Below are 18,880 nucleotides of genomic sequence, written 5' to 3' on the forward strand. Positions count from 1 at the left end.
GCTAAACAGCTACTCATCAACTTCTGTCATTGGTGGAAATGCGCGAATTGAAAGTAACTGAAATTAAAATAACGACAATCTGCTTAAGCAAAATTAAGACAGATACGATTACGGAGTGACTGGTGCGGACTTCTCAGTCTGAGTTGTTGGTGTGGGAACTGGTATTACTTGAGGCAACGGTTGGTCGATCACTTGATAAAACACTTCATCTTGTTTAATCATGCCAAGCTCGCTACGCGCTCTTTCTTCAATAGCGGCCTGCCCACTCTTCAGGTCTCTTACTTCAGCCTCTAAAGTGTCATTACGTGCTTTTATCGCACTATTTTTTTCCTGCTGTAGTGCAACTTGACGATTTAAGTCCCACACGCGTAACCAGCTACCTTTACCAAGCCACAATGGATATTGTAGCAAGGCAATCAGGATTACAAAAATTAGCGTGAGGGCTTTCAATTTAATTATTCAAACACTATTTCACTTGCTATCAAATCAACACTTGGTACATACACAGCGATGGATGCAGCTAAGGCGATATCCATATGTAACCAAGTATGATTCAAACGCATATTAGCATTATTTAAATAATTGATAAAAAGCTGACTTACCAGCATAGCTAGTTGCGTCGCCTAACTCTTCTTCAATACGTAACAATTGATTGTACTTAGCAATACGCTCTGAACGGCACAGTGATCCTGTTTTGATTTGCAATGCATTAGTGGCCACAGCAATGTCAGCAATCGTGCTATCTTCCGTTTCGCCTGAACGATGTGAAACAACTGCTGTATAACCAGCGCGTTTAGCCATTTCAATGGTTTGGAATGTTTCAGTCAATGTACCGATTTGGTTTACTTTAATCAATACAGAGTTTGCCACGCCACGTTGAATACCTTCACGCAAGATTTTGGTGTTGGTCACAAATAAATCATCACCCACTAACTGCGTTGTTTTACCTAAGCGCTTAGTCAACGTATCCCAACCATCCCAATCAAACTCAGCCATACCATCTTCAATACTGATGATTGGGTATTTATCACACCATGTTGCCAAGTAATCAGTAAATTGTCCTGAAGTAAGTGCCAAACCTTCTGACTCTAAGTGATAACGACCATCTTTATAGAATTCAGTACTTGCGCAATCTAAACCTAGATACACATCACGGCCTGGCTCATAGCCTGCATCTGAGATCGCTTCCAAGATATATTGAATCGCAGATTCATTAGAAGGTAAATTAGGTGCAAAACCACCTTCATCGCCCACTGTTGTAGCAAGGCCTTTTTTATGTAATGTCTTTTTCAATGCATGAAATACTTCAGCACCACAGCGAATCGCTTCACGGAATGATGGCAAACCTGCTGGAATAATCATGAATTCCTGCATATCCACGCTGTTATCTGCATGAGCGCCACCGTTAATGATATTCATCATCGGTGTTGGCAATTGCATAGAGCCTGAACCACCCAAGTAACGGTAAAGCGGCAGACCTGACTCTTCAGCAGCTGCACGCGCACAAGCCATTGATACAGCCAAGATTGCATTTGCGCCTAGGCGATCTTTATTCTCAGTGCCATCTAGTTCAATCAGCGTTTTGTCAATAAAGCTTTGCTCTTCAGCATCTAAGCCAATAATCGCTTCTGTGATTTCTGTGTTTACATTTTCAACCGCTTGTAAAACACCTTTACCTAAATAACGATTTTTATCGCCATCACGTAGCTCAACCGCTTCTTTAGCACCAGTAGATGCACCTGAAGGCACTGCAGCACGGCCAATAACACCACTCTCAAGTAGCACGTCTGCTTCAACAGTTGGGTTGCCGCGTGAGTCTAAAATTTCGCGGGCGATAATATCTACAATTGCGCTCATTACTTTCTCCTAAGTTCTAAATCGTTTGGCCACCGTTAACATTACCTATTCGCGTGGTTAAACGCTTCTTGGTATCAACACTACTTGGTGTGAAGTAGCCTAATTATTGTTTACTCTAATGATTACTTATAACGTACTTTCAATAAAACCTGCTTTTTTTACTAATCTGTCTAAATCTACTAACACTTCTAATAAGTCTCGCATTTTGTGCAATGGCCACGCGTTCGGTCCGTCAGATAATGCTTTTGCGGGATCAGGATGTGTTTCCATAAAGATACCTGCAATACCACTAGCCACTGCCGCGCGCGCTAATACTGGCACGTGTTCACGCTGACCACCGCTTTTATCGCCTTGGCCTCCTGGCTGCTGCACAGAATGCGTTGCATCAAACACCACAGGGCAATGCGTTTCACGCATAATGGCTAGGCCGCGCATATCGGAAACGAGTGTGTTATACCCAAATGATGCACCACGTTCACACACCATAATATTATCTGCACCGCCGTTAGCCTCTTTTGCCTTTTGCACGACGTTTCGCATATCACCAGGCGCCATAAATTGGCCTTTTTTGATATTCACAGGTTTACCTGAACGTGCACAGGCGGTAATAAAGTCTGTTTGACGGCACAAAAATGCTGGTGTCTGCAACACATCCACAACAGCTGCCACATGCGGCACCTGTTCTTCAGTATGTACATCGGTCAAAATCGGCACGCCTATCTGGCTACGTACGTGATCTAAGATTTTCAAACCTTCATCCATGCCAAAACCACGGAACGTTTTGTTTGAGCTACGATTAGCTTTGTCGTAAGAAGACTTGTAAATAAATGGAATATTCAGCGCTGTGGCAATTTCTTTTAGCTGGCCTGCTGTATCAATCGCCATCTGTTGTGATTCAATCACACATGGACCCGCGATTAAAAACAGCGGATGCTCTAGCCCAACATCAAAGTTACATAATTTCATATTAAACTCAATCTAAACAACGTTATTATTGTATCGAAACATCTTGGCTATGATCAATTTCTTCATGCTCCTCTAAGCCTTGAGCCGCATTATTAACTACTGTTGCAACATTACTTTTAGATTTGTTACTGTCTTTTTCTGGCATAAAATACAAAGCATTTTCTACACCTAACTCACTTGCTACGCGAGATACAAGATTGCACTCAGCATTAAATTCATCAGACATTTGCTTTCTTGCATCTTCAAATGTAAAACGAGTGCCATACCAAGTCCCATCTCTGACTAAGCCCATTGCTTTGTAGTATGCATCTCCGCACTTGTTGTAAGTATCTCGTAGTGAATTTAGATTTTTTTTGAAAAAATCCTTTCGCTCTTCTTCCAATTGCTTCTTTTCAGCCTTAACTAATACAGATAATTCGCTACCAAGCTCACATAACTTTTCATCTTTTTCAAAGCCGTTACACTTTTTTTGTACGAATTCGGATATATGTTCGTCACCAATATCCAATCTTAACTTTTTAAGCTCTGCACTATGTTTCTGGCTTATGTCAGTTAACATTACCGAGAACAAAGCTCCCAAATCACTAAACGATAGCTTTTCCATAGTTACAATATGTTTTTCGCCATTATTTGCAGCTTGACTTGCATATTGAATTTGAATGCTTTCATGATTTTTATCAAACGAAGAGTTTAACGTGGCGGTACAAGCATATTTATCTGTGGACTCGTCATACTGACTGTTAATTACGTTGTCCAAACTGAAACCCACTCGACCAAAATCACTACCCACATCAAAGTGACCAGCAAACATATTTTTTGTTTGAGTCAAACCAGTTTTAAGCATATCCCTCCCCATCTCACTTGAAAGCACATCGTTGACTTGAGCGTTCACCAGTTTAAGAACTTCTGTTTTTGTGTTTTGATCTGCGCAACCTGGGGTTTTAGCACCACATGCTGTTAAAAAAGGAATTAAAAAAACACTTCCCCAAAATTTAACACTAGAATTCATCAACCACTTTCCTTTTTCTTTAAAAATCCCCACCAGCCTCTGAAACTGATGAAATGAAGTCTAATATTTTCTTAACTTCAGTAACTGGAAACTCAGCACCTATATGCAGAGACTTGTGCGATGAAATCCATCTTTTTAGGCTTGAATCCTTAAATGCTTAGGGGATTTAGCCCAGTCTTTGTTGGGTTTATCAGTTTTATCAACCATCGTTATCCTTATATTATCTATCTCAATATAAGGATTTCCTGCACTATCACGCAATACCATGTTTATTCCACAAGCAGGGCATTTGTAAGTCTATTTCTTATTCGCTAATGCCGCTTTCACATAAGCAGTAAACAATGGATGCCCAGCACGTGGGTTAGAAGTAAATTCTGGGTGGAATTGGCAAGCGACAAACCAAGGATGCACATTCTGTGGTAACTCAACCATCTCACACAAGTCCTCAGTGGGTGTTCTCGCAGAAACCACTAGCCCAGCCGCTTTCAACTGATCTACGTAATGGTTATTCACCTCATAGCGATGACGGTGACGCTCATTCACCGCTGCGCCATAAATGCTTGCTGCTAACGTGTTAGGCACGACCGGGCAGCTTTGTGCACCCAGACGCATCGTGCCACCTAAATCTGAATTTTCATCACGTTTTTCAATATTACCTGAGGCGTCTTGCCACTCATCAATCAAACCAATCAATTTATGCTGTGCCTGCGGATTAAATTCTGTACTGTTAGCATCGCTTAAGCCTGCTACATGACGTGCAAATTCAATCACTGCCAACTGCATCCCTAAACAAATCCCTAGATAAGGCACTTTGTTCTCACGTGCATATTGAATCGCGGCAATTTTGCCTTCTGTACCGCGCACTCCGAAGCCGCCTGGTACTAAAATCGCATCCATCCCTTGCAGGGCAGCCGTACCCTTTTGCTCGATATCTTCAGAATCAATATAGTGAATTTTCACTTTTGATTCAGTGTGAATACCCGCATGAATCAATGCTTCTGTTAGTGATTTATAAGATTCAGTTAAATCAACATATTTACCAACAAAAGCCACATTCACTAAGTGTTTTGGGTTTGCTAACGCAGTCGCAATATGTTCCCACTCAGAAAGGTCAGCTGGTTTCACCTTAAGTTCTAACTTGTCACAAACGATGCCATCTAGATTTTGCTCGTGCAATAAGCCTGGAATTTTATAAATAGAATCCGCATCAATCGCACTAATCACCGCTTCAGATGCTACATTGGTAAACAATGCAATTTTTCTACGTTCATCATCAGGAATATTACGGTCAGCACGACATAGCAACACATCTGGCTGGATACCAATTTCACGCAACTCTTTCACAGAGTGTTGTGTAGGCTTGGTTTTTAATTCACCTGCAGTTGGAATCCAAGGCAATAGTGTCAAATGGATGTAGCAAGTGTTATTTCTGCCTTCTTCAAAGCCCATCTGACGAATGGCTTCAAGAAACGGTAAAGATTCAATATCACCAACAGTACCGCCAACTTCAACAATGGCAACGTCAGCACCCTCAGCACCACGTTTTACGTGCGCTTTTATTTCATCGGTAATATGTGGAATCACCTGTACCGTTTTACCTAAATATTCACCGCGACGCTCTTTTTTGATCACAGTTTCGTAAATTTGGCCAGTAGTGAAGTTATTGCGTTTACCCATGCGCTGGCTAATAAAGCGCTCGTAGTGGCCTAAGTCCAAATCAGTTTCAGCCCCGTCATCAGTGACAAACACTTCACCATGCTGGAATGGACTCATGGTACCTGGGTCAACGTTAATATAGGGGTCTAGCTTGAGCATGGTCACTTTAATACCACGTGACTCTAAAATTGCGCCTAGACTGGCGGCAGCGATGCCTTTACCAAGAGAGGAAACAACACCGCCGGTTACGAATACATATTTGGTCATGGAGAAGGCACTTAAATTATTATTACAGACGGGAGCCTATTTTACTTTAAAGCCCCAACGCCTACAAATAAAAACTCTTAATTCTGAGTTTATTTTACTGCGTTTACTTTTACAAAGCTTTGTAAAGAGAATATCGAACAATGTCATTCTTATCTGAAGCAAATAGCGTAATTTTGATATAAATCAATCAAATGAATTCTCATCAGAATAAAATTACCAATGAAATAATCAAGATGATTATATTTTACTGAGGAGATTAAAAATGTACGCAAATTTGTTTGGCACGTTTACAGGGTTATTAAGTTTAGGTGTGATTGTATTTGTGTTGTTAATGGCTGCATTTTTCATCCGCTTATTCATGTCAGCTAAGCCACAAGACCAAGAATAAAACTAAGCGCGATTTTTATAAAACAATTGAGTACATTAAGGGCTAGTGGCCCACGCGCCATATCCCTTAAACCGCTCATGCACCTCTGCCATTTCTTGCTGAGTCAGAATGTACGGCTCACCAACCTGTAGCGCCCTTAAGTACTGCTCACACAAGGTTTCTACTTCCACAGTAACACCAAGCGCTTTTTCAGCACTCTCTCCGATTGCAATCATGCCGTGGTTCGCTAACAAACAAGCTTTTCTTTGCGCCAACGCAAGCAAGGCATTGTCTGATAGTTGCTGGCTTCCAAAGAGCGCATATGGCGCACAGCGGATGTTATCGCCACCCGCCATTGCAACCATGTAATGAAATGCAGGAATATCTCGCCTTAACGTACTTAATGTAGTGGCAAACACACTATGCGTATGAATCACCGCATTGACCTCTGGTCTTTGCCGCATAATATCCACATGAAATCGCCACTCACTTGATTGTGCGCGATGCCCTTGCGCATTGCCAGAAAAATCCATCCACACCAAATCATCTAGCGTCATTTTATCAACCGCCATACCTGAAGGTGTAATGATCAAACCTAGCTGCCCTTGCGCACTACTTACTCTGACGCTTGCATTACCTGAGGTTCCACGATTCAGCCCCAGCGCACAAAGCTGCTGACTGATTAACAGCAGCTGCTCACGTGCATGTTGTAAATTCTCAGTCATTGAATACACATCCCGTTATCGTTGCATTGTGCTTAATTGTTGTGGTGAAAAAACGCCCTGCTCAGTGATAATGCCTGTTACCAACCTTGCGGGCGTGACATCAAACGCAGGGTTTGCAACTTGAGTTCCATGCGGCAATATGTTCACTGTGGCTATCGTGCCATCAGCAAGCTTACCACTCATCCAAGACAACTCCTCAGCACCACGCTCTTCTATTTCAATCGATTTAACACCGTCTTCTATCGTCCAATCAATCGTTGGTGATGGAACCGCTGCATAAAAAGGCACATGATGCCCCAAAGCAACGCTATCAAATGCAGCTAACGCTTTTAAATAAGTACCGATTTTATTGCATACATCACCACTGGCTGTCACGCGGTCTGCACCTACAATCACCATATCTACTCTACCTTGCTGCATTAAATGTCCGCCTGCATTATCACTAATCACAGTATGCGGCACACCGTGTTGACCAAGCTCCCAAGCCGTTAAGCTTGCACCTTGGTTACGAGGACGCGTCTCACCCACCCACACATGTACGCTAACACCAGCATTATGTGCTGCGTAAATAGGTGACAATGCAGTTCCAAAATCAACCGTTGCCAGCCAACCCGCATTGCAATGTGTGAGTATATTAATGGTACGTGCTTTTTTCTGATATTGCTCGCTGATTAATGTGAGGCCATGCGCACCAATCGCCTGATTAAGTTGCACATCCTCATCACATATCTGCGCAGCCTCAGACCACGCTGCCGACTGCCTATGTTCTACAGGCAATGCTAATAAAATACCCAACATACGCTGCACCGCCCATTTCAAATTCACCGCTGTGGGGCGGCTTGCTATTAACTGCATAGCTGATTGTTGCAAATGCAGGTCAGAACAACTTTCTAATGTTGAAAGTGCAAGCCCATATGCAGCAGCAGCGCCAATTAAAGGTGCACCACGCACTTGCATGGTTTTGATGGCAACAATCATTTGTGCCAATGTGGTGACTTTAGCAATTTCAAAAACATGCGGCAGCTTGGTTTGGTCAATAATTTCAACACTTGCTTGTTCATAATCAAAATTAGGCCAAATAGTACGGTATTGCTGGTGATTGACTAGCATAAAATTCCCAGCGCTTTATACGCTTTTTATAAAAATTAATAAATTTTAAAGTTGACTTTTAAAAAGTTCCGCTGAACTCAAAATACTCTCCACAATATCTGTGGATAACTTTGTGAATTGTTGTGACTTAAAAATGTAACATACCAATTTATAAGGGTTTTTTCAAATCGCTTATTTTTTAATCTATCATTAAACCCATATAAATCAAGAACTTAAAAAACAACCATTGATTGTTAACGGTTTTTTGGCACTCTTAATGTAGTGCATTAACTGGTGTGTATAAGTCAGCTAATTTTGGCATGATTTTTATGGCATTGGCACTAGTAATATCAAGCACTTGAGACACATTAAGCTGCCTTAAATCTGCTAAAACCTGTGCAATTTTCGGTAACTCTACAGGGCTATTTTTCCCTGCCGACCCTAGCCACTCTGGTGGAATATCTGGTGCATCAGTTTCAAGCACAATCGCCTCCAAAGGCAGTTGTGCAGCCAGCGCACGAATCCGTAACGCACGTGTATATGTCATTGCGCCACCAAAACCAAGTTTAAAACCTAAAGCAATGAACTGCTCGGCCTGTTGCATACTCCCGTTAAACGCATGCGCAATTCCACCTTTAACTTTATATTTGCGTAATTGTTTTAAAATATCATCTACTGCATGCCGTACATGCAAAATAACTGGCAAATCAAATTGTTGTGCAATTTTAAGCTGCTCGACAAAAAAGTGAGTCTGTTGCTTAATATTTTCGGGATGTTCTTTTGGATTCGTTAAAAAATAATCTAAACCAATTTCACCAATGGCAATTGGATTGTGGTTTTGTACATATGCGCGCAGCGTATCAATGTCATCCAATGAGGAACGCTCAACATACATAGGATGAACACCAAGCGCATATACGCAATTTTGATAGCGCTGACATAGTGCAATCACGTCATCAAAATAACAACGCGCCACAGCTGGGATCACTATGCCTGTTACGCCATGATTAAGTGCAGAAGCCACGACTTCCTCGCGATCAACATTAAATTCGGCAGCATCAAGATGACAGTGGGTATCAATCAGCATGACAACTCCATTTCTATTTAACCGTTAACATCATGCTAAGTTCACGATTATTATGACCATATATCCATAGGCGTTAGTTCATCTACACTACTGTAAATTGAACAAACTAAAGAAACTATCGCTGAGTTTTATCCACAGCAGGCTTTGCACGCACGCGAATATCCGCCCCCACTTGGCGTACATCTAACACTTGCAAATCTGGCACTTGCTGCATTGCGGTGAATGCAGGCATCGCAAACATAGCATGTGCAGCACTTCCCATGAGTTTTGGAGCGTAATAAAAAATGAACTCATCCACCAAGCCTGCATTTAACAATGCGCCATTAAGCCCTTGCCCAGCCTCAACCAGCACCTCATTCACTCCGCGCTTTGCTAACTCAAGCAATAACTTTTGCAAATCCACTCGCTGCTTATTATTTGGCAAGCAAATGAGTTCAGCACCTTGATTGATTAACGCAACAGAACGCTGTTGTGTATCTTCTGCATAAGCAATTAACACTGGGCTTTGTACCAGTAAAGATGGCGTTAGCATTTTGCAATCTAATGGTATTTGTAAGTGACTATCCACAACCACACGCAGGGGCTGACGTACCGTTGGATTTAAACGCACAGTTATACTAGGGTTATCAGCTAACACCGTGCCAATACCAGTTAAAATCACGCACGACTGCGCCCGCCAGTGTTGAACATCTTGCCGCGCAGGTTCACCTGTAATCCACTGACTTTTACCATTACTGAGTGCAGTACGACCATCTAAACTCGCCGCAATTTTACTGCGTACATAAGGCATGCCACGTGTCATGCGCGAAACAAAGCCTGCATTAAGTGCAGACGCCTCTTGCCCCAATAAACCCACGACAACCTCAATCCCTTGCGCGCGCAAAGCATCAACCCCACGACCAGCTACCAAAGGGTTTGGATCCTGCATGGCAATAATCACACGTTTAGGCTTTGCCGCAATCACGGCTTGTACGCAAGGGGGTGTTTTTCCAAAATGGCTACATGGCTCTAAGGTCACATACACATCGGCGTCACGCGCTAGCTCTCCCGCTTGCTGCAATGCAAATACCTCCGCATGCGGCTCGCCTGCTTTTAGATGCGCACCCTGCCCTACAATTTGGTGATCTCTAACGATGACACACCCCACACGAGGATTAGGTTGTGTCGTGTATAAACCTTGCGCTGCTAAACGCAACGCAAGATTCATATAGGTATAGTCAGTAGTGGAAAAATTAGACAATGACTTTAATCATCAAAAGATTGACTATGGTTTGAGCAATAGTCTATGCATCGGTAGAGCGCCGCTTAGCTATTACTGCTTGTTTATCCAAATCACGGATAACATTGTTAAAATCATCCACGTCAGAAAAACTCCGATATACAGAAGCAAAACGAATATAAGCGACTTTATCCATCATCTTAAGCTCGTGCATGACCATTTCACCCAAATCTCTAGCTGGCACTTCGCGCTCGCCACGTGCCAGTATTTTTTGCGTGATATGATCAAGTGCTTTATCAACGTATTCTGTCGGCACTGGACGCTTATGTAGCGCTCGCGTAAACGACAATCTTAATTTTTCACGTTTAAACTCTTCACGCGTGCCATTTTGTTTCACCACTTGTGGTAAATGCAATTCTGCCGTTTCATAGGTCGTAAAGCGCTTATCACATACCCCGCACTTACGGCGGCGTCTAATTGAATCACCTTCATCATTGACTCTAGAATCAATCACTTGGGTATCATCTGTTCCACAAAATGGGCACTTCACAGTTAGCCTTGATACACTGGGAATTGCGCAGTTAAAGCATGTACTTTCACTTTCGTTGCAGCAATCACAGCCTCATCTGTCGGGTTATCTAAAACATCAGCAATTAAATTAGCCACTAATCTAGCTTCATCTTCTTTAAACCCACGTGTGGTAATTGCAGGAGCACCGATACGAATACCAGAAGTCACAAATGGGCTTTCTGGGTCATTTGGAATCGCGTTTTTGTTCACAGTAACATGTGCTAAACCAAGTGCAGCATCTGCCGCTTTACCAGTTAAGCCTTTTGGACGTAAATCTACCATAAACATGTGAGATTCAGTACGGCCTGAAATAATACGCAAACCACGCGCAGCTAATGTTTCTGCCATAACCTGTGCATTTTTAATCACTTGCGCCTGATAAGTTTTGAATTCAGGTTGTGCGGCTTCCAAGAATGCAGTTGCTTTTGCTGCAATCACGTGCATTAATGGGCCACCTTGCAAGCTTGGGAACACGCTAGAGTTCAATGATTTTTCGAACTCGGCTTTAGCCATAATGATACCGCCACGTGGGCCACGCAATGTTTTGTGTGTAGTTGAAGTCACAAAATCAGCATGTGGCACTGGGTTTGGATAAACGCCTGCCGCAATCAAACCTGAATAATGCGCCATATCCACCATAAAGTAGGCACCTACTTTTTTAGCAATTTCAGCCATACGTGCCCAGTCAAAACGCAAAGCATATGCTGAGGCGCCACCAATCAATAGTTTTGGTTTGCACTCAAGGGCAATACGCTCCATCTCGTCGTAATCAATCTCTTCTTTATCGTTCAAACCATAAGGCACGATATTAAATAATTTGCCAGACAAATTAGCTGGTGAACCATGTGTCAAATGACCGCCATGACCCAAGTTCATGCCCATGATGGTATCGCCAGGCTTCAAAATAGAAAAATAAACCGCTTGGTTTGCTTGTGAGCCAGAATGAGGCTGCACGTTTGCGTACTCTGCACCGTATAAAGCTTTTAAACGGTCAATCGCAAGTTGTTCAACTTGATCTACAAACTCACAACCACCATAAAAACGTTTGCCTGGGTAACCTTCTGCATACTTATTAGTAAGCTGTGAGCCTTGTGCCTGCATCACTGCTGGGCTGGTGTAGTTTTCAGAGGCAATCAATTCGATATGTTCATGCTGACGCACAACTTCTTGCTCAATCATGCCCCACAATGCAGGGTCAGCTTGATTTAAAGTGTTATCGTAGTTAAATGGTGCCTTGTTTGATGATGCAGATGACATGGTAATTAGTTTTCCAAATATTTGAATAAAAGGGAGTTGTTATCATTTTAACATGCCAAGTCTGCATCGTTAAAGTGAAGTATTCAAGTTACAAAATTTAATCTGAAAGTATTTTAATAAGCCATTATGGTTGATATTAACCAAATTGGTTCAATTTGGTGCACCACATCCCTTTATGAAAAACATAACTCATTGAATATTATAAATTTTATAATTGGCATCTTATTTGCTTATATAAAATCAAGCGCATATCTCCAAAATCGCCCCTTGCCCGTAGACCCTAATTAGGTGCTACGGGATTTTTTTATCCATATTTTTTTATCCATAGAAATGCCACCTATGATTTTTATAGCTGACAAGGCTATAATCAAAAAATTATAGGAGATAAATTTATGAAATGGACAGACAGCCAAGCAATTGCGGAAGCGCTTTACGACAAACACCCTGATATCGACCCTAAAACAATTCGCTTTACAGACCTCATGGATTGGGTACTTAACCTCGATGGCTTTAACGATAGTGCAGATAAATGTGGCGAAAGAATTCTAGAAGCAATCCAGCTGGCATGGATTGACGAAGCAGACTAGCATAGGAACTTGCACCAATGCTAGAAGCGTCCATATTTGAAGCGCTTTTGTGTTTGTTTATCAAGCACTTCATCTGCGACTTTCCATTACAAGCATCCCCTTGGATGTACAAAAACAAAGGGACTTATGGTCACATTGGTGGCTTAGCACATGCGGGCATACATGGCGCAGGCACGTTTATCGCATTAATCTACTGGCTTGGTCTATCCGCATGGATTTTTGCACTTGCTGATATGGTTGCTCACTACCATATCGATTGGGCTAAAATGAACATCAGCATGAAGTTTGATCTAAAGGCAAATAACAGTGAATGGTTCTGGATATTACTAGGCTTTGACCAACTACTTCATCACCTCACTTACTTTACAATCATTGCCATTGCATTCAACCCTGCATAACTCACATGTCAAGAAACACATTTATTTCTATTTTGGTTTGGTTAGCCCTAGCAGGTGTGATTTACTACCTAGCGGATAGCATCCAGAATCCTAACAAGATTTACAAATTAGGTAACGCTAGCTCCGTTGTACTTAAGCGCGGACTAGATGGCCATTACCGCACAGAAGCGCTCATCAATGGTACAAAAGTAAAGGTATTGGTCGATACTGGCGCCACAGGCGTTGCAATATCACAATCTATCGCAGATAAACTTAATCTTAAAAGTATTCATGCGGTAAGAACCAATACTGCAAACGGCGAAAGCATAGGCTACATGGTACGGTTGAATTCAGTGCAAATCGGTGGTGTGCATGCAAACAATGTAGCCGCAATGATCGCACCTGGGTTGGACGGTGACATATTGCTTGGTATGTCCTTTTTAGGGCGAATGGATATCCGACTTTACAAGGGTGAAATGACCATCACACAAATTGAATAAGCCGTTATTTGTGAGAAAAAACTCACTGAATAACGGCTTATTTTTTCAAGAAACCTGAATTTAAGCAACTTAAATTTCAAATACCCAAAATTTCAAACATCCCAACTTCCACTCCCATAGCAGAAGTTACGTAATAACAGTAGGCGCTTCACGTCCCGTTTTTTCAACCAACTGTGAAATCCGCAAAGCGATTTGTATCATTTCAGCTAAAGCTACTTGAGCATCCAAGTGGTGCTTGGTGCTATCTGGCTCATACGATTCAAGGTAAATACGCAAAGTAGCACCTTCAGTACCTGTGCCAGAAAGCCTAAATACAATGCGTGAGCCATCAGTAAATAGAATGCGAATCCCTTGATTACTACTCACAGAACCATCAATTGAATCATGGTAAATAAAATCATCACATAGTTTGACGGTGTAGTTTCCAAACTTCTGATTTGGCAAACTAGCAAACTGAGATTTAATGTGAGCAATGACGCTATTCGCAGCCTCAGTTGGAATAGACTCATAATCATGACGTGAGTAAACGTTACGCCCAAACTCCAGCCAATGCGCTTTTAGAATAGCCTCTACACCCATTTTTTTGGCAGCAATAACATTGAGCCAGAACAACACTGCCCATAAGCCATCTTTCTCACGCACATGGTTAGAGCTGGTACCAAAGCTTTCTTCACCACATAACGTCACTTTACCCGCATCCATTAAATTACCAAAAAACTTCCAGCCAGTCGGTGTTTCAAAACATGGGACATTAAACTTCGCTGCCACTCGGTCTACAGCACCGCTGGTGGGCATGGATCGGGCAACACCAGCAATACCAGCCGCATAGGCTGGCACTAAAGTTGCGTTAGCAGCCAATACCGCTAAACTATCAGATGGCGTAACAAAAAAGTTTTGACCCAGAATCATATTGCGGTCACCATCACCATCAGACGCTGCGCCAAAATCTAGCGCATCTTCGCCTGCAAACATAATGTTCACCAAATCTTCTGCGTAAGTTAAATTAGGATCAGGATGCCCTCCGCCAAAATCCTCAGAAGGTTCGCAATTCATTAAACTCTCAATAGGGGCACCAAGTCGATTTACAAAAATCTCTTTTGCATAAGGCCCAGTCACTGCATGCATCGCATCGAACTTCATCTCAAAACCGCTAGCAAGCAATTGTTTAATTGCCTCAAAATCAAATAGGCTCTGCATTAAATCAGTATAATCCTGCACTGCATCAATGACCTGCACCGTAAAAGACTGGCCAGCAACAACCCCCTCAAACTGCGTTTCACCTATCGTATCAATATCTACCTGCGGTAAATCATAAACTTTATATTCAGTAATCACCTTACTTTTTGCAAAGACTTCATCTGTAATTTTTTCAGGTGCTGGCCCACCATTGCTAATATTGTATTTGATACCAAAATCACCATTGATCCCGCCCTGATTATGACTTGCTGATAACACCATGCCGCCAAATGTTTTATATTTGCGAATCACATGAGATGCAGCAGGGGTTGATAAGATACCTCCTTGCCCGATCAACACGCGTGCAAAGCCATTCGCTGCAGCCATGCTAACTATCGTCTGAATCGCCTGCCTATTATGATAGCGCCCATCACCACCTATCACTAATACAGCATCTTTGGGAACAATTAAGGTATCGAACAAACTTTGTACAAAATTTTCAAGATAATGCGCTTGCTGAAACACCTTAACCTTTTTCCGTAGGCCGGATGTCCCTGGTTTTTGGTCATTAAATGGCTGGGTTGGCGTTACAATCACTCTCATGGGGTTGGTTCTTTCCTTAAGTCACATCACACAATATAAAGGATGTTGGTCAACTCAACAACAATTCTTAACATCAGACCAAATATTTTATAAATACATTACTTAGTACACTTTAGTCAGGTAAAATTTTATACTGTCTATTCAACATGAAGCATAATAGCGTTACTTGTGTTGCTTTTAGATAATTTAGCACACGACTATTAAGAACACTTTAAGGCTAGAAAATGGAAGATCAAGTATTTATTGGGCGTCAACCAATTATGGATGTGAAGCAACACATCATCGGCTACGAACTACTTTTTAGACACAGCGCTGAAGCAAACGAAGCCGTTTTTGAAGACGAGCTCAAGGCATGCTCTAGCGTACTCGTCAACACCATGGGTGATATGGATGTGCAATGGTTATTAGGCGACAAACTAGCTTTCATCAACGTGAATGAAGCAATGCTGATGAGCGAATTCATTGAGCTCATGCCGCCACAACGTACCACATTGGAAATCCTCCGCACAGTTATCGCAGGTGAAGCTGTGATTGAACGCTGCAGAGCACTACACAAACTTGGATTCAAAATCGCACTAGATAATCCACATCTGAGCACACAACTAGAGCCACTGGTCGAGTTTGCTAACTTCATCAAAATAGACTCTCTAAGTGTTACCAAACAAGAGGCTAGTAAATTATTTCAAAAATACTCAGCACCCAACATACAAATGGTTGCGGAGAAAATTGAAACATTAGAACAGTTTGATTCCTACAAAGAAATTGGATTTAGACGCTTCCAAGGCTTCTATTTCGCTAGGCCAGAAACATTTACTGCAAAAGTAATCAACCCATCGTTTGATAGTGTATTAAATCTACTCAACCTAGTGACGCAGGATTCTGACAACATAGAAATTGAAAATGGATTTAAACGGGATGCAGCGCTCTCATTTAAATTGCTACGCTATATTAACTCCGTAGGCTTTGGGCTTTCATGTGAAATCCAATCTATTAAACATGCACTTACCATTTTAGGTAGAAAACAACTTTACCGCTGGCTGACGTTACTAATGGTGACTGCAGGTGAAAATGCCACCCCTCCAGCCTTGATGAAAACATCCATCACACGCGGACGTCTTACCGAACTACTCGGTGAAGGTTATTTTGATAAACATGATCGAGACAATCTATTCATCGTTGGCGTTTTTTCTTTATTAGATGCCATATTAAAAATGCCGATGGATCAAGTGCTAGAAAAAATTCAACTACCAGAAAATGTGTCCGAAGCGTTACTTAACCGCGGAGGTGTATACGGCCCATTTTTGCAGTTAACAGAAGCTTGTGAAGGTGCCGACAATAAGCGAATTTTAGAACTAGCGGAGCTTTTACAGTATGACGCCAACAAAGTAAATGAATGCCACATTGCAGCACTAGCATGGGCAGAATCACTAGGTATTTAGGCTAGGCCATAGCAAGCATGCACACATTAGGAATGGTTAACCCACGCCATGTGCTAACGCTATTGCCTGTCGCTCTAAAATATAGACATAACGGCTAATCAAACCTTCATTACCTCTTGAAGGCTCGACGTACACAAAGCCAATACGGTATTTAGTTACCACATCCTTTGTATGAATCTCAGTAATATTTCTAACCATTAAAGTGAGATTAGTTTCCCCCACTTCTGGAAAACGGATTTTGCAACTACTTAGTGCTTGTCCAATTACTAAGGCTGGATTTAACGGCGCAGTTACGAATGCACCAATACCACCTAAACTGACATCAACTAGTGTCAACTCAAGAATACTCTCCACCTCAGGTTCCAAAACATCAGGCACTGGAATACGGCATATGACAGGGCTAACAACAGGGGTAGCAAACCGATAAAAGTCTCTACGTTGAAGACGAATCAAGTCTCTAGGTAGCGCAATTTTGATAGCCTTGCCATCTTTTAAACTAACTTCTGTAACTTGCGTGCTCGTCCATTTAATTTTAACGCCATCTTCTTTTAAGAAAACTACATGGCTACTATCAAACAGTCGACGATTAAACTCCTCATCAACGCCAACATCCAAATATACCGCTCCGACTTTTGGGTCAATACTGATAATACTAGTCAGATATACATCTGCGCCATGGTTGAATGACACCTTGAGCATGGCTTTATGTTTGATCAAATCGTTCAAAATCTGCATAACCTCTTTGGGATTATGCACAATATACTGCTCTTCATTGTGATCAAATGTAGTGTGTTCCATGAGTTTCCTATTAAGCTTTAATGCTTAAGTCTGACTACCTATCAACAAAACTGATAACCAAACTTTACGATAGCGCACAATATACAACACACCTTCGTTATTTAATTGCAAGAAATCACTATAATATTCCCGCCTATTTAAACATTGAATCCACATACAAAAAAGCCAGCACATAGCTGACTTGATTGAAAGATTCCATTTTTGGTCGGGACGGTGTGATTCGAACACACGACCCCTTGCACCCCATGCAAGTACGCTACCAGGCTGCGCTACGCCCCGAACCTTTGTTACTTCTTGCTTGTAACAAGGTTTGCATTATATCGCAAAAGCAATGCAGCTATAAAATGAGCGTATAAAATAATTAGTGTGCTGTATTTGCCACGGAAATGTCGGCACGTAATAAATTTAATATCTCACGTAACTCTGCTTTAACCTTAGCATAATCAAAAGCTTTGGTATCAATATCTGTAGAAACCTCACCCGATACAGCACTTGGTGATGCTGCATTAGTATCATTGGACTTCACTGTCGCTTGCTTGTCATGCTTACCGCTAACCTCGGCGTCATCAAGGCGATTACGAGCACCACTGATGGTAAACCCTTGTTCGTATAACAATTCGCGAATGCGACGGATAAGCAAAACTTCATGATGTTGATAATAACGACGGTTTCCGCGGCGCTTAACTGGTTTGAGCTGAGTAAACTCCTGCTCCCAATACCTTAATACGTGCGGTTTTACACCACAAAGCTCACTCACCTCACCAATTGTAAAGTAGCGCTTTGCTGGAATTGGTGGCAATTGCACCTTGGCGACCTGCTCACTCATACTTTCGGCTTTCTCACTCATATTGCTATTACATTAAGAAAACTACTACACAACACTATCAACCAAATTGAGACAGTCTTTTATCAACTGGCTTTAATAAAAGACAGGCAATTCAACACTCGTGATTCATTTAGACAGCAAAGTTTGCATCAACTTTACTTTTTAATTTTTGACTAGCGTGAAAAGTCACCACGCGACGAGCAGTGATTGGTATTTCCTCACCTGTTTTAGGATTACGGCCTGGACGCTCTGATTTCTGGCGCAACTCGAAGTTACCAAAGCCTGATAGCTTCACACTATCCCCTGCTTCTAACGCTGTACGCACCTCTTCAAAAAATGCTTCCACCATATCCTTGGCTTCACGCTTATTCAACCCAACTTGCTCATACAGTAAATCTGCAAGCTCAGCTTTTGTTAAAGTCATAAACACTCCCGTTTTTTAAAGCTTTGTATCGCTATTTAATCTTATTGATTGATGTCTTACAAAAAAATAAATCTCTCTCAT

General features: G+C 41.9%; 20 protein-coding genes and 1 tRNA gene. 5 read left to right on the forward strand and 16 right to left on the reverse strand.

Going from position 1 to position 18,880, the window contains the following annotated elements:
• Positions 1–108 precede the first annotated feature (108 nt).
• The 5 genes from ftsB to Q7U33_RS05345 form a co-directional block, all read right to left on the reverse strand.
• On the reverse strand, positions 109–450 hold the full coding sequence (ftsB, locus tag Q7U33_RS05325) for a cell division protein FtsB (RefSeq protein ID WP_304858572.1): 342 nt from the start codon (positions 448–450) through the stop codon (positions 109–111).
• A 120-nt stretch (positions 451–570) separates the two neighbouring features.
• Positions 571–1,857 (reverse strand): phosphopyruvate hydratase, encoded by a 1,287-nt coding sequence (gene eno, locus Q7U33_RS05330; RefSeq protein ID WP_019897927.1) that lies wholly within the window; start codon positions 1,855–1,857, stop codon positions 571–573.
• Between the two features lie 126 nt (positions 1,858–1,983).
• On the reverse strand, positions 1,984–2,823 hold the full coding sequence (gene kdsA / locus Q7U33_RS05335; RefSeq protein WP_304858574.1) for a 3-deoxy-8-phosphooctulonate synthase: 840 nt from the start codon (positions 2,821–2,823) through the stop codon (positions 1,984–1,986).
• Positions 2,824–2,848: 25 nt separating this feature from the next.
• Positions 2,849–3,832 carry a hypothetical protein gene (locus tag Q7U33_RS05340; protein ID WP_304858575.1) on the reverse strand — a complete coding sequence of 328 codons (984 nt, stop codon included), beginning with the start codon at positions 3,830–3,832 and terminating at the stop codon, positions 2,849–2,851.
• A 297-nt stretch (positions 3,833–4,129) separates the two neighbouring features.
• Positions 4,130–5,755 carry a CTP synthase gene (locus tag Q7U33_RS05345; RefSeq protein WP_304858577.1) on the reverse strand — a complete coding sequence of 542 codons (1,626 nt, stop codon included), beginning with the start codon at positions 5,753–5,755 and terminating at the stop codon, positions 4,130–4,132.
• A 262-nt stretch (positions 5,756–6,017) separates the two neighbouring features.
• Here Q7U33_RS05345 and Q7U33_RS05350 point away from each other — a divergent pair, with 262 nt between their 5' ends.
• On the forward strand, positions 6,018–6,143 hold the full coding sequence (locus Q7U33_RS05350; RefSeq protein ID WP_304858578.1) for a DUF3149 domain-containing protein: 126 nt from the start codon (positions 6,018–6,020) through the stop codon (positions 6,141–6,143).
• A gap of 35 nt (positions 6,144–6,178) precedes the next feature.
• On the opposite strand, the gene Q7U33_RS05355 is transcribed toward Q7U33_RS05350, so the two are convergent.
• The 6 genes from Q7U33_RS05355 to glyA form a co-directional block, all read right to left on the reverse strand.
• On the reverse strand, positions 6,179–6,847 hold the full coding sequence (locus tag Q7U33_RS05355) for a class II aldolase/adducin family protein (protein ID WP_304858579.1): 669 nt from the start codon (positions 6,845–6,847) through the stop codon (positions 6,179–6,181).
• Positions 6,848–6,862: 15 nt separating this feature from the next.
• Entirely contained in the window at positions 6,863–7,957 is a 1,095-nt protein-coding gene (gene mtnA, locus Q7U33_RS05360; RefSeq protein ID WP_304858581.1) for an S-methyl-5-thioribose-1-phosphate isomerase, read from the reverse strand.
• Between the two features lie 253 nt (positions 7,958–8,210).
• Positions 8,211–9,023: a TatD family hydrolase gene (locus tag Q7U33_RS05365; RefSeq protein WP_304858583.1), complete on the reverse strand. Its 813-nt coding sequence runs from the start codon at positions 9,021–9,023 to the stop codon at positions 8,211–8,213.
• Positions 9,024–9,138: 115 nt separating this feature from the next.
• Positions 9,139–10,263: a bifunctional diaminohydroxyphosphoribosylaminopyrimidine deaminase/5-amino-6-(5-phosphoribosylamino)uracil reductase RibD gene (gene ribD / locus Q7U33_RS05370; protein WP_304858584.1), complete on the reverse strand. Its 1,125-nt coding sequence runs from the start codon at positions 10,261–10,263 to the stop codon at positions 9,139–9,141.
• A gap of 43 nt (positions 10,264–10,306) precedes the next feature.
• Positions 10,307–10,792, reverse strand: a complete 486-nt coding sequence (nrdR, locus tag Q7U33_RS05375; RefSeq protein WP_304858585.1) for a transcriptional regulator NrdR — start codon at positions 10,790–10,792, stop codon at positions 10,307–10,309.
• A 2-nt stretch (positions 10,793–10,794) separates the two neighbouring features.
• Entirely contained in the window at positions 10,795–12,069 is a 1,275-nt protein-coding gene (gene glyA / locus Q7U33_RS05380) for a serine hydroxymethyltransferase (RefSeq protein ID WP_304858587.1), read from the reverse strand.
• Between the two features lie 392 nt (positions 12,070–12,461).
• Here glyA and iscX point away from each other — a divergent pair, with 392 nt between their 5' ends.
• From iscX to Q7U33_RS05395, 3 genes are read left to right on the forward strand one after another with little or no spacing between them, the layout of a single operon-like run.
• On the forward strand, positions 12,462–12,656 hold the full coding sequence (gene iscX / locus Q7U33_RS05385) for a Fe-S cluster assembly protein IscX (protein ID WP_304858588.1): 195 nt from the start codon (positions 12,462–12,464) through the stop codon (positions 12,654–12,656).
• Positions 12,657–12,673: 17 nt separating this feature from the next.
• The gene (locus tag Q7U33_RS05390) at positions 12,674–13,054 is read left to right on the forward strand and encodes a DUF3307 domain-containing protein (protein ID WP_304858590.1); all 381 of its coding nucleotides are present in this window, start codon (positions 12,674–12,676) and stop codon (positions 13,052–13,054) included.
• Positions 13,055–13,059: 5 nt separating this feature from the next.
• Positions 13,060–13,533: a TIGR02281 family clan AA aspartic protease gene (locus tag Q7U33_RS05395; RefSeq protein ID WP_304858592.1), complete on the forward strand. Its 474-nt coding sequence runs from the start codon at positions 13,060–13,062 to the stop codon at positions 13,531–13,533.
• Positions 13,534–13,659: 126 nt separating this feature from the next.
• Here Q7U33_RS05395 and Q7U33_RS05400 read toward each other — a convergent pair whose 3' ends face one another.
• Positions 13,660–15,312, reverse strand: coding sequence for an alpha-D-glucose phosphate-specific phosphoglucomutase (locus Q7U33_RS05400; RefSeq protein ID WP_304858593.1), 1,653 nt, complete (start codon positions 15,310–15,312; stop codon positions 13,660–13,662).
• Between the two features lie 224 nt (positions 15,313–15,536).
• On the opposite strand from Q7U33_RS05400, the gene Q7U33_RS05405 reads away from it, so the two are divergent.
• A complete protein-coding gene (locus Q7U33_RS05405; RefSeq protein ID WP_304858595.1) occupies positions 15,537–16,751 on the forward strand; it encodes an EAL and HDOD domain-containing protein in 1,215 nt (404 codons plus the stop codon).
• A gap of 36 nt (positions 16,752–16,787) precedes the next feature.
• Here Q7U33_RS05405 and Q7U33_RS05410 read toward each other — a convergent pair whose 3' ends face one another.
• The 4 genes from Q7U33_RS05410 to Q7U33_RS05425 all read right to left on the reverse strand — a co-directional run bounded on the left by Q7U33_RS05410 (position 16,788) and on the right by Q7U33_RS05425 (position 18,799).
• The gene (locus tag Q7U33_RS05410) at positions 16,788–17,549 is read right to left on the reverse strand and encodes a flagellar brake protein (RefSeq protein WP_304858596.1); all 762 of its coding nucleotides are present in this window, start codon (positions 17,547–17,549) and stop codon (positions 16,788–16,790) included.
• 202 nt (positions 17,550–17,751) lie between these two features.
• Positions 17,752–17,828 (reverse strand) — tRNA-Pro (locus Q7U33_RS05415).
• Between the two features lie 82 nt (positions 17,829–17,910).
• Positions 17,911–18,375 carry a MerR family transcriptional regulator gene (locus Q7U33_RS05420; protein ID WP_304858643.1) on the reverse strand — a complete coding sequence of 155 codons (465 nt, stop codon included), beginning with the start codon at positions 18,373–18,375 and terminating at the stop codon, positions 17,911–17,913.
• A gap of 130 nt (positions 18,376–18,505) precedes the next feature.
• Entirely contained in the window at positions 18,506–18,799 is a 294-nt protein-coding gene (locus tag Q7U33_RS05425) for an integration host factor subunit alpha (protein WP_019897903.1), read from the reverse strand.
• Positions 18,800–18,880: the final 81 nt, after the last annotated feature.

Source organism: Methylotenera sp., from assembly GCF_030653755.1.
Lineage (GTDB): Bacteria > Pseudomonadota > Gammaproteobacteria > Burkholderiales > Methylophilaceae > Methylotenera.

What these genes read in the sequence shown, in the direction of transcription:
- eno (WP_019897927.1), bottom strand. Translation starts at nt 1,857, where the DNA reads ATGAGCGCAATTGTAGATATTATCGCCCGCGAAATTTTAGACTCACGC.
- kdsA (WP_304858574.1), bottom strand. Translation starts at nt 2,823, where the DNA reads ATGAAATTATGTAACTTTGATGTTGGGCTAGAGCATCCGCTGTTTTTA.
- Q7U33_RS05340 (WP_304858575.1), bottom strand. Translation starts at nt 3,832, where the DNA reads ATGAATTCTAGTGTTAAATTTTGGGGAAGTGTTTTTTTAATTCCTTTT.
- Q7U33_RS05345 (WP_304858577.1), bottom strand. Translation starts at nt 5,755, where the DNA reads ATGACCAAATATGTATTCGTAACCGGCGGTGTTGTTTCCTCTCTTGGT.
- Q7U33_RS05350 (WP_304858578.1), top strand. Translation starts at nt 6,018, where the DNA reads ATGTACGCAAATTTGTTTGGCACGTTTACAGGGTTATTAAGTTTAGGT.
- Q7U33_RS05355 (WP_304858579.1), bottom strand. Translation starts at nt 6,847, where the DNA reads ATGACTGAGAATTTACAACATGCACGTGAGCAGCTGCTGTTAATCAGT.
- mtnA (WP_304858581.1), bottom strand. Translation starts at nt 7,957, where the DNA reads ATGCTAGTCAATCACCAGCAATACCGTACTATTTGGCCTAATTTTGAT.
- Q7U33_RS05365 (WP_304858583.1), bottom strand. Translation starts at nt 9,023, where the DNA reads ATGCTGATTGATACCCACTGTCATCTTGATGCTGCCGAATTTAATGTT.
- glyA (WP_304858587.1), bottom strand. Translation starts at nt 12,069, where the DNA reads ATGTCATCTGCATCATCAAACAAGGCACCATTTAACTACGATAACACT.
- iscX (WP_304858588.1), top strand. Translation starts at nt 12,462, where the DNA reads ATGAAATGGACAGACAGCCAAGCAATTGCGGAAGCGCTTTACGACAAA.
- Q7U33_RS05390 (WP_304858590.1), top strand. Translation starts at nt 12,674, where the DNA reads ATGCTAGAAGCGTCCATATTTGAAGCGCTTTTGTGTTTGTTTATCAAG.
- Q7U33_RS05395 (WP_304858592.1), top strand. Translation starts at nt 13,060, where the DNA reads ATGTCAAGAAACACATTTATTTCTATTTTGGTTTGGTTAGCCCTAGCA.
- Q7U33_RS05400 (WP_304858593.1), bottom strand. Translation starts at nt 15,312, where the DNA reads ATGAGAGTGATTGTAACGCCAACCCAGCCATTTAATGACCAAAAACCA.
- Q7U33_RS05405 (WP_304858595.1), top strand. Translation starts at nt 15,537, where the DNA reads ATGGAAGATCAAGTATTTATTGGGCGTCAACCAATTATGGATGTGAAG.
- Q7U33_RS05410 (WP_304858596.1), bottom strand. Translation starts at nt 17,549, where the DNA reads ATGGAACACACTACATTTGATCACAATGAAGAGCAGTATATTGTGCAT.
- Q7U33_RS05420 (WP_304858643.1), bottom strand. Translation starts at nt 18,375, where the DNA reads ATGAGTGAGCAGGTCGCCAAGGTGCAATTGCCACCAATTCCAGCAAAG.
- Q7U33_RS05425 (WP_019897903.1), bottom strand. Translation starts at nt 18,799, where the DNA reads ATGACTTTAACAAAAGCTGAGCTTGCAGATTTACTGTATGAGCAAGTT.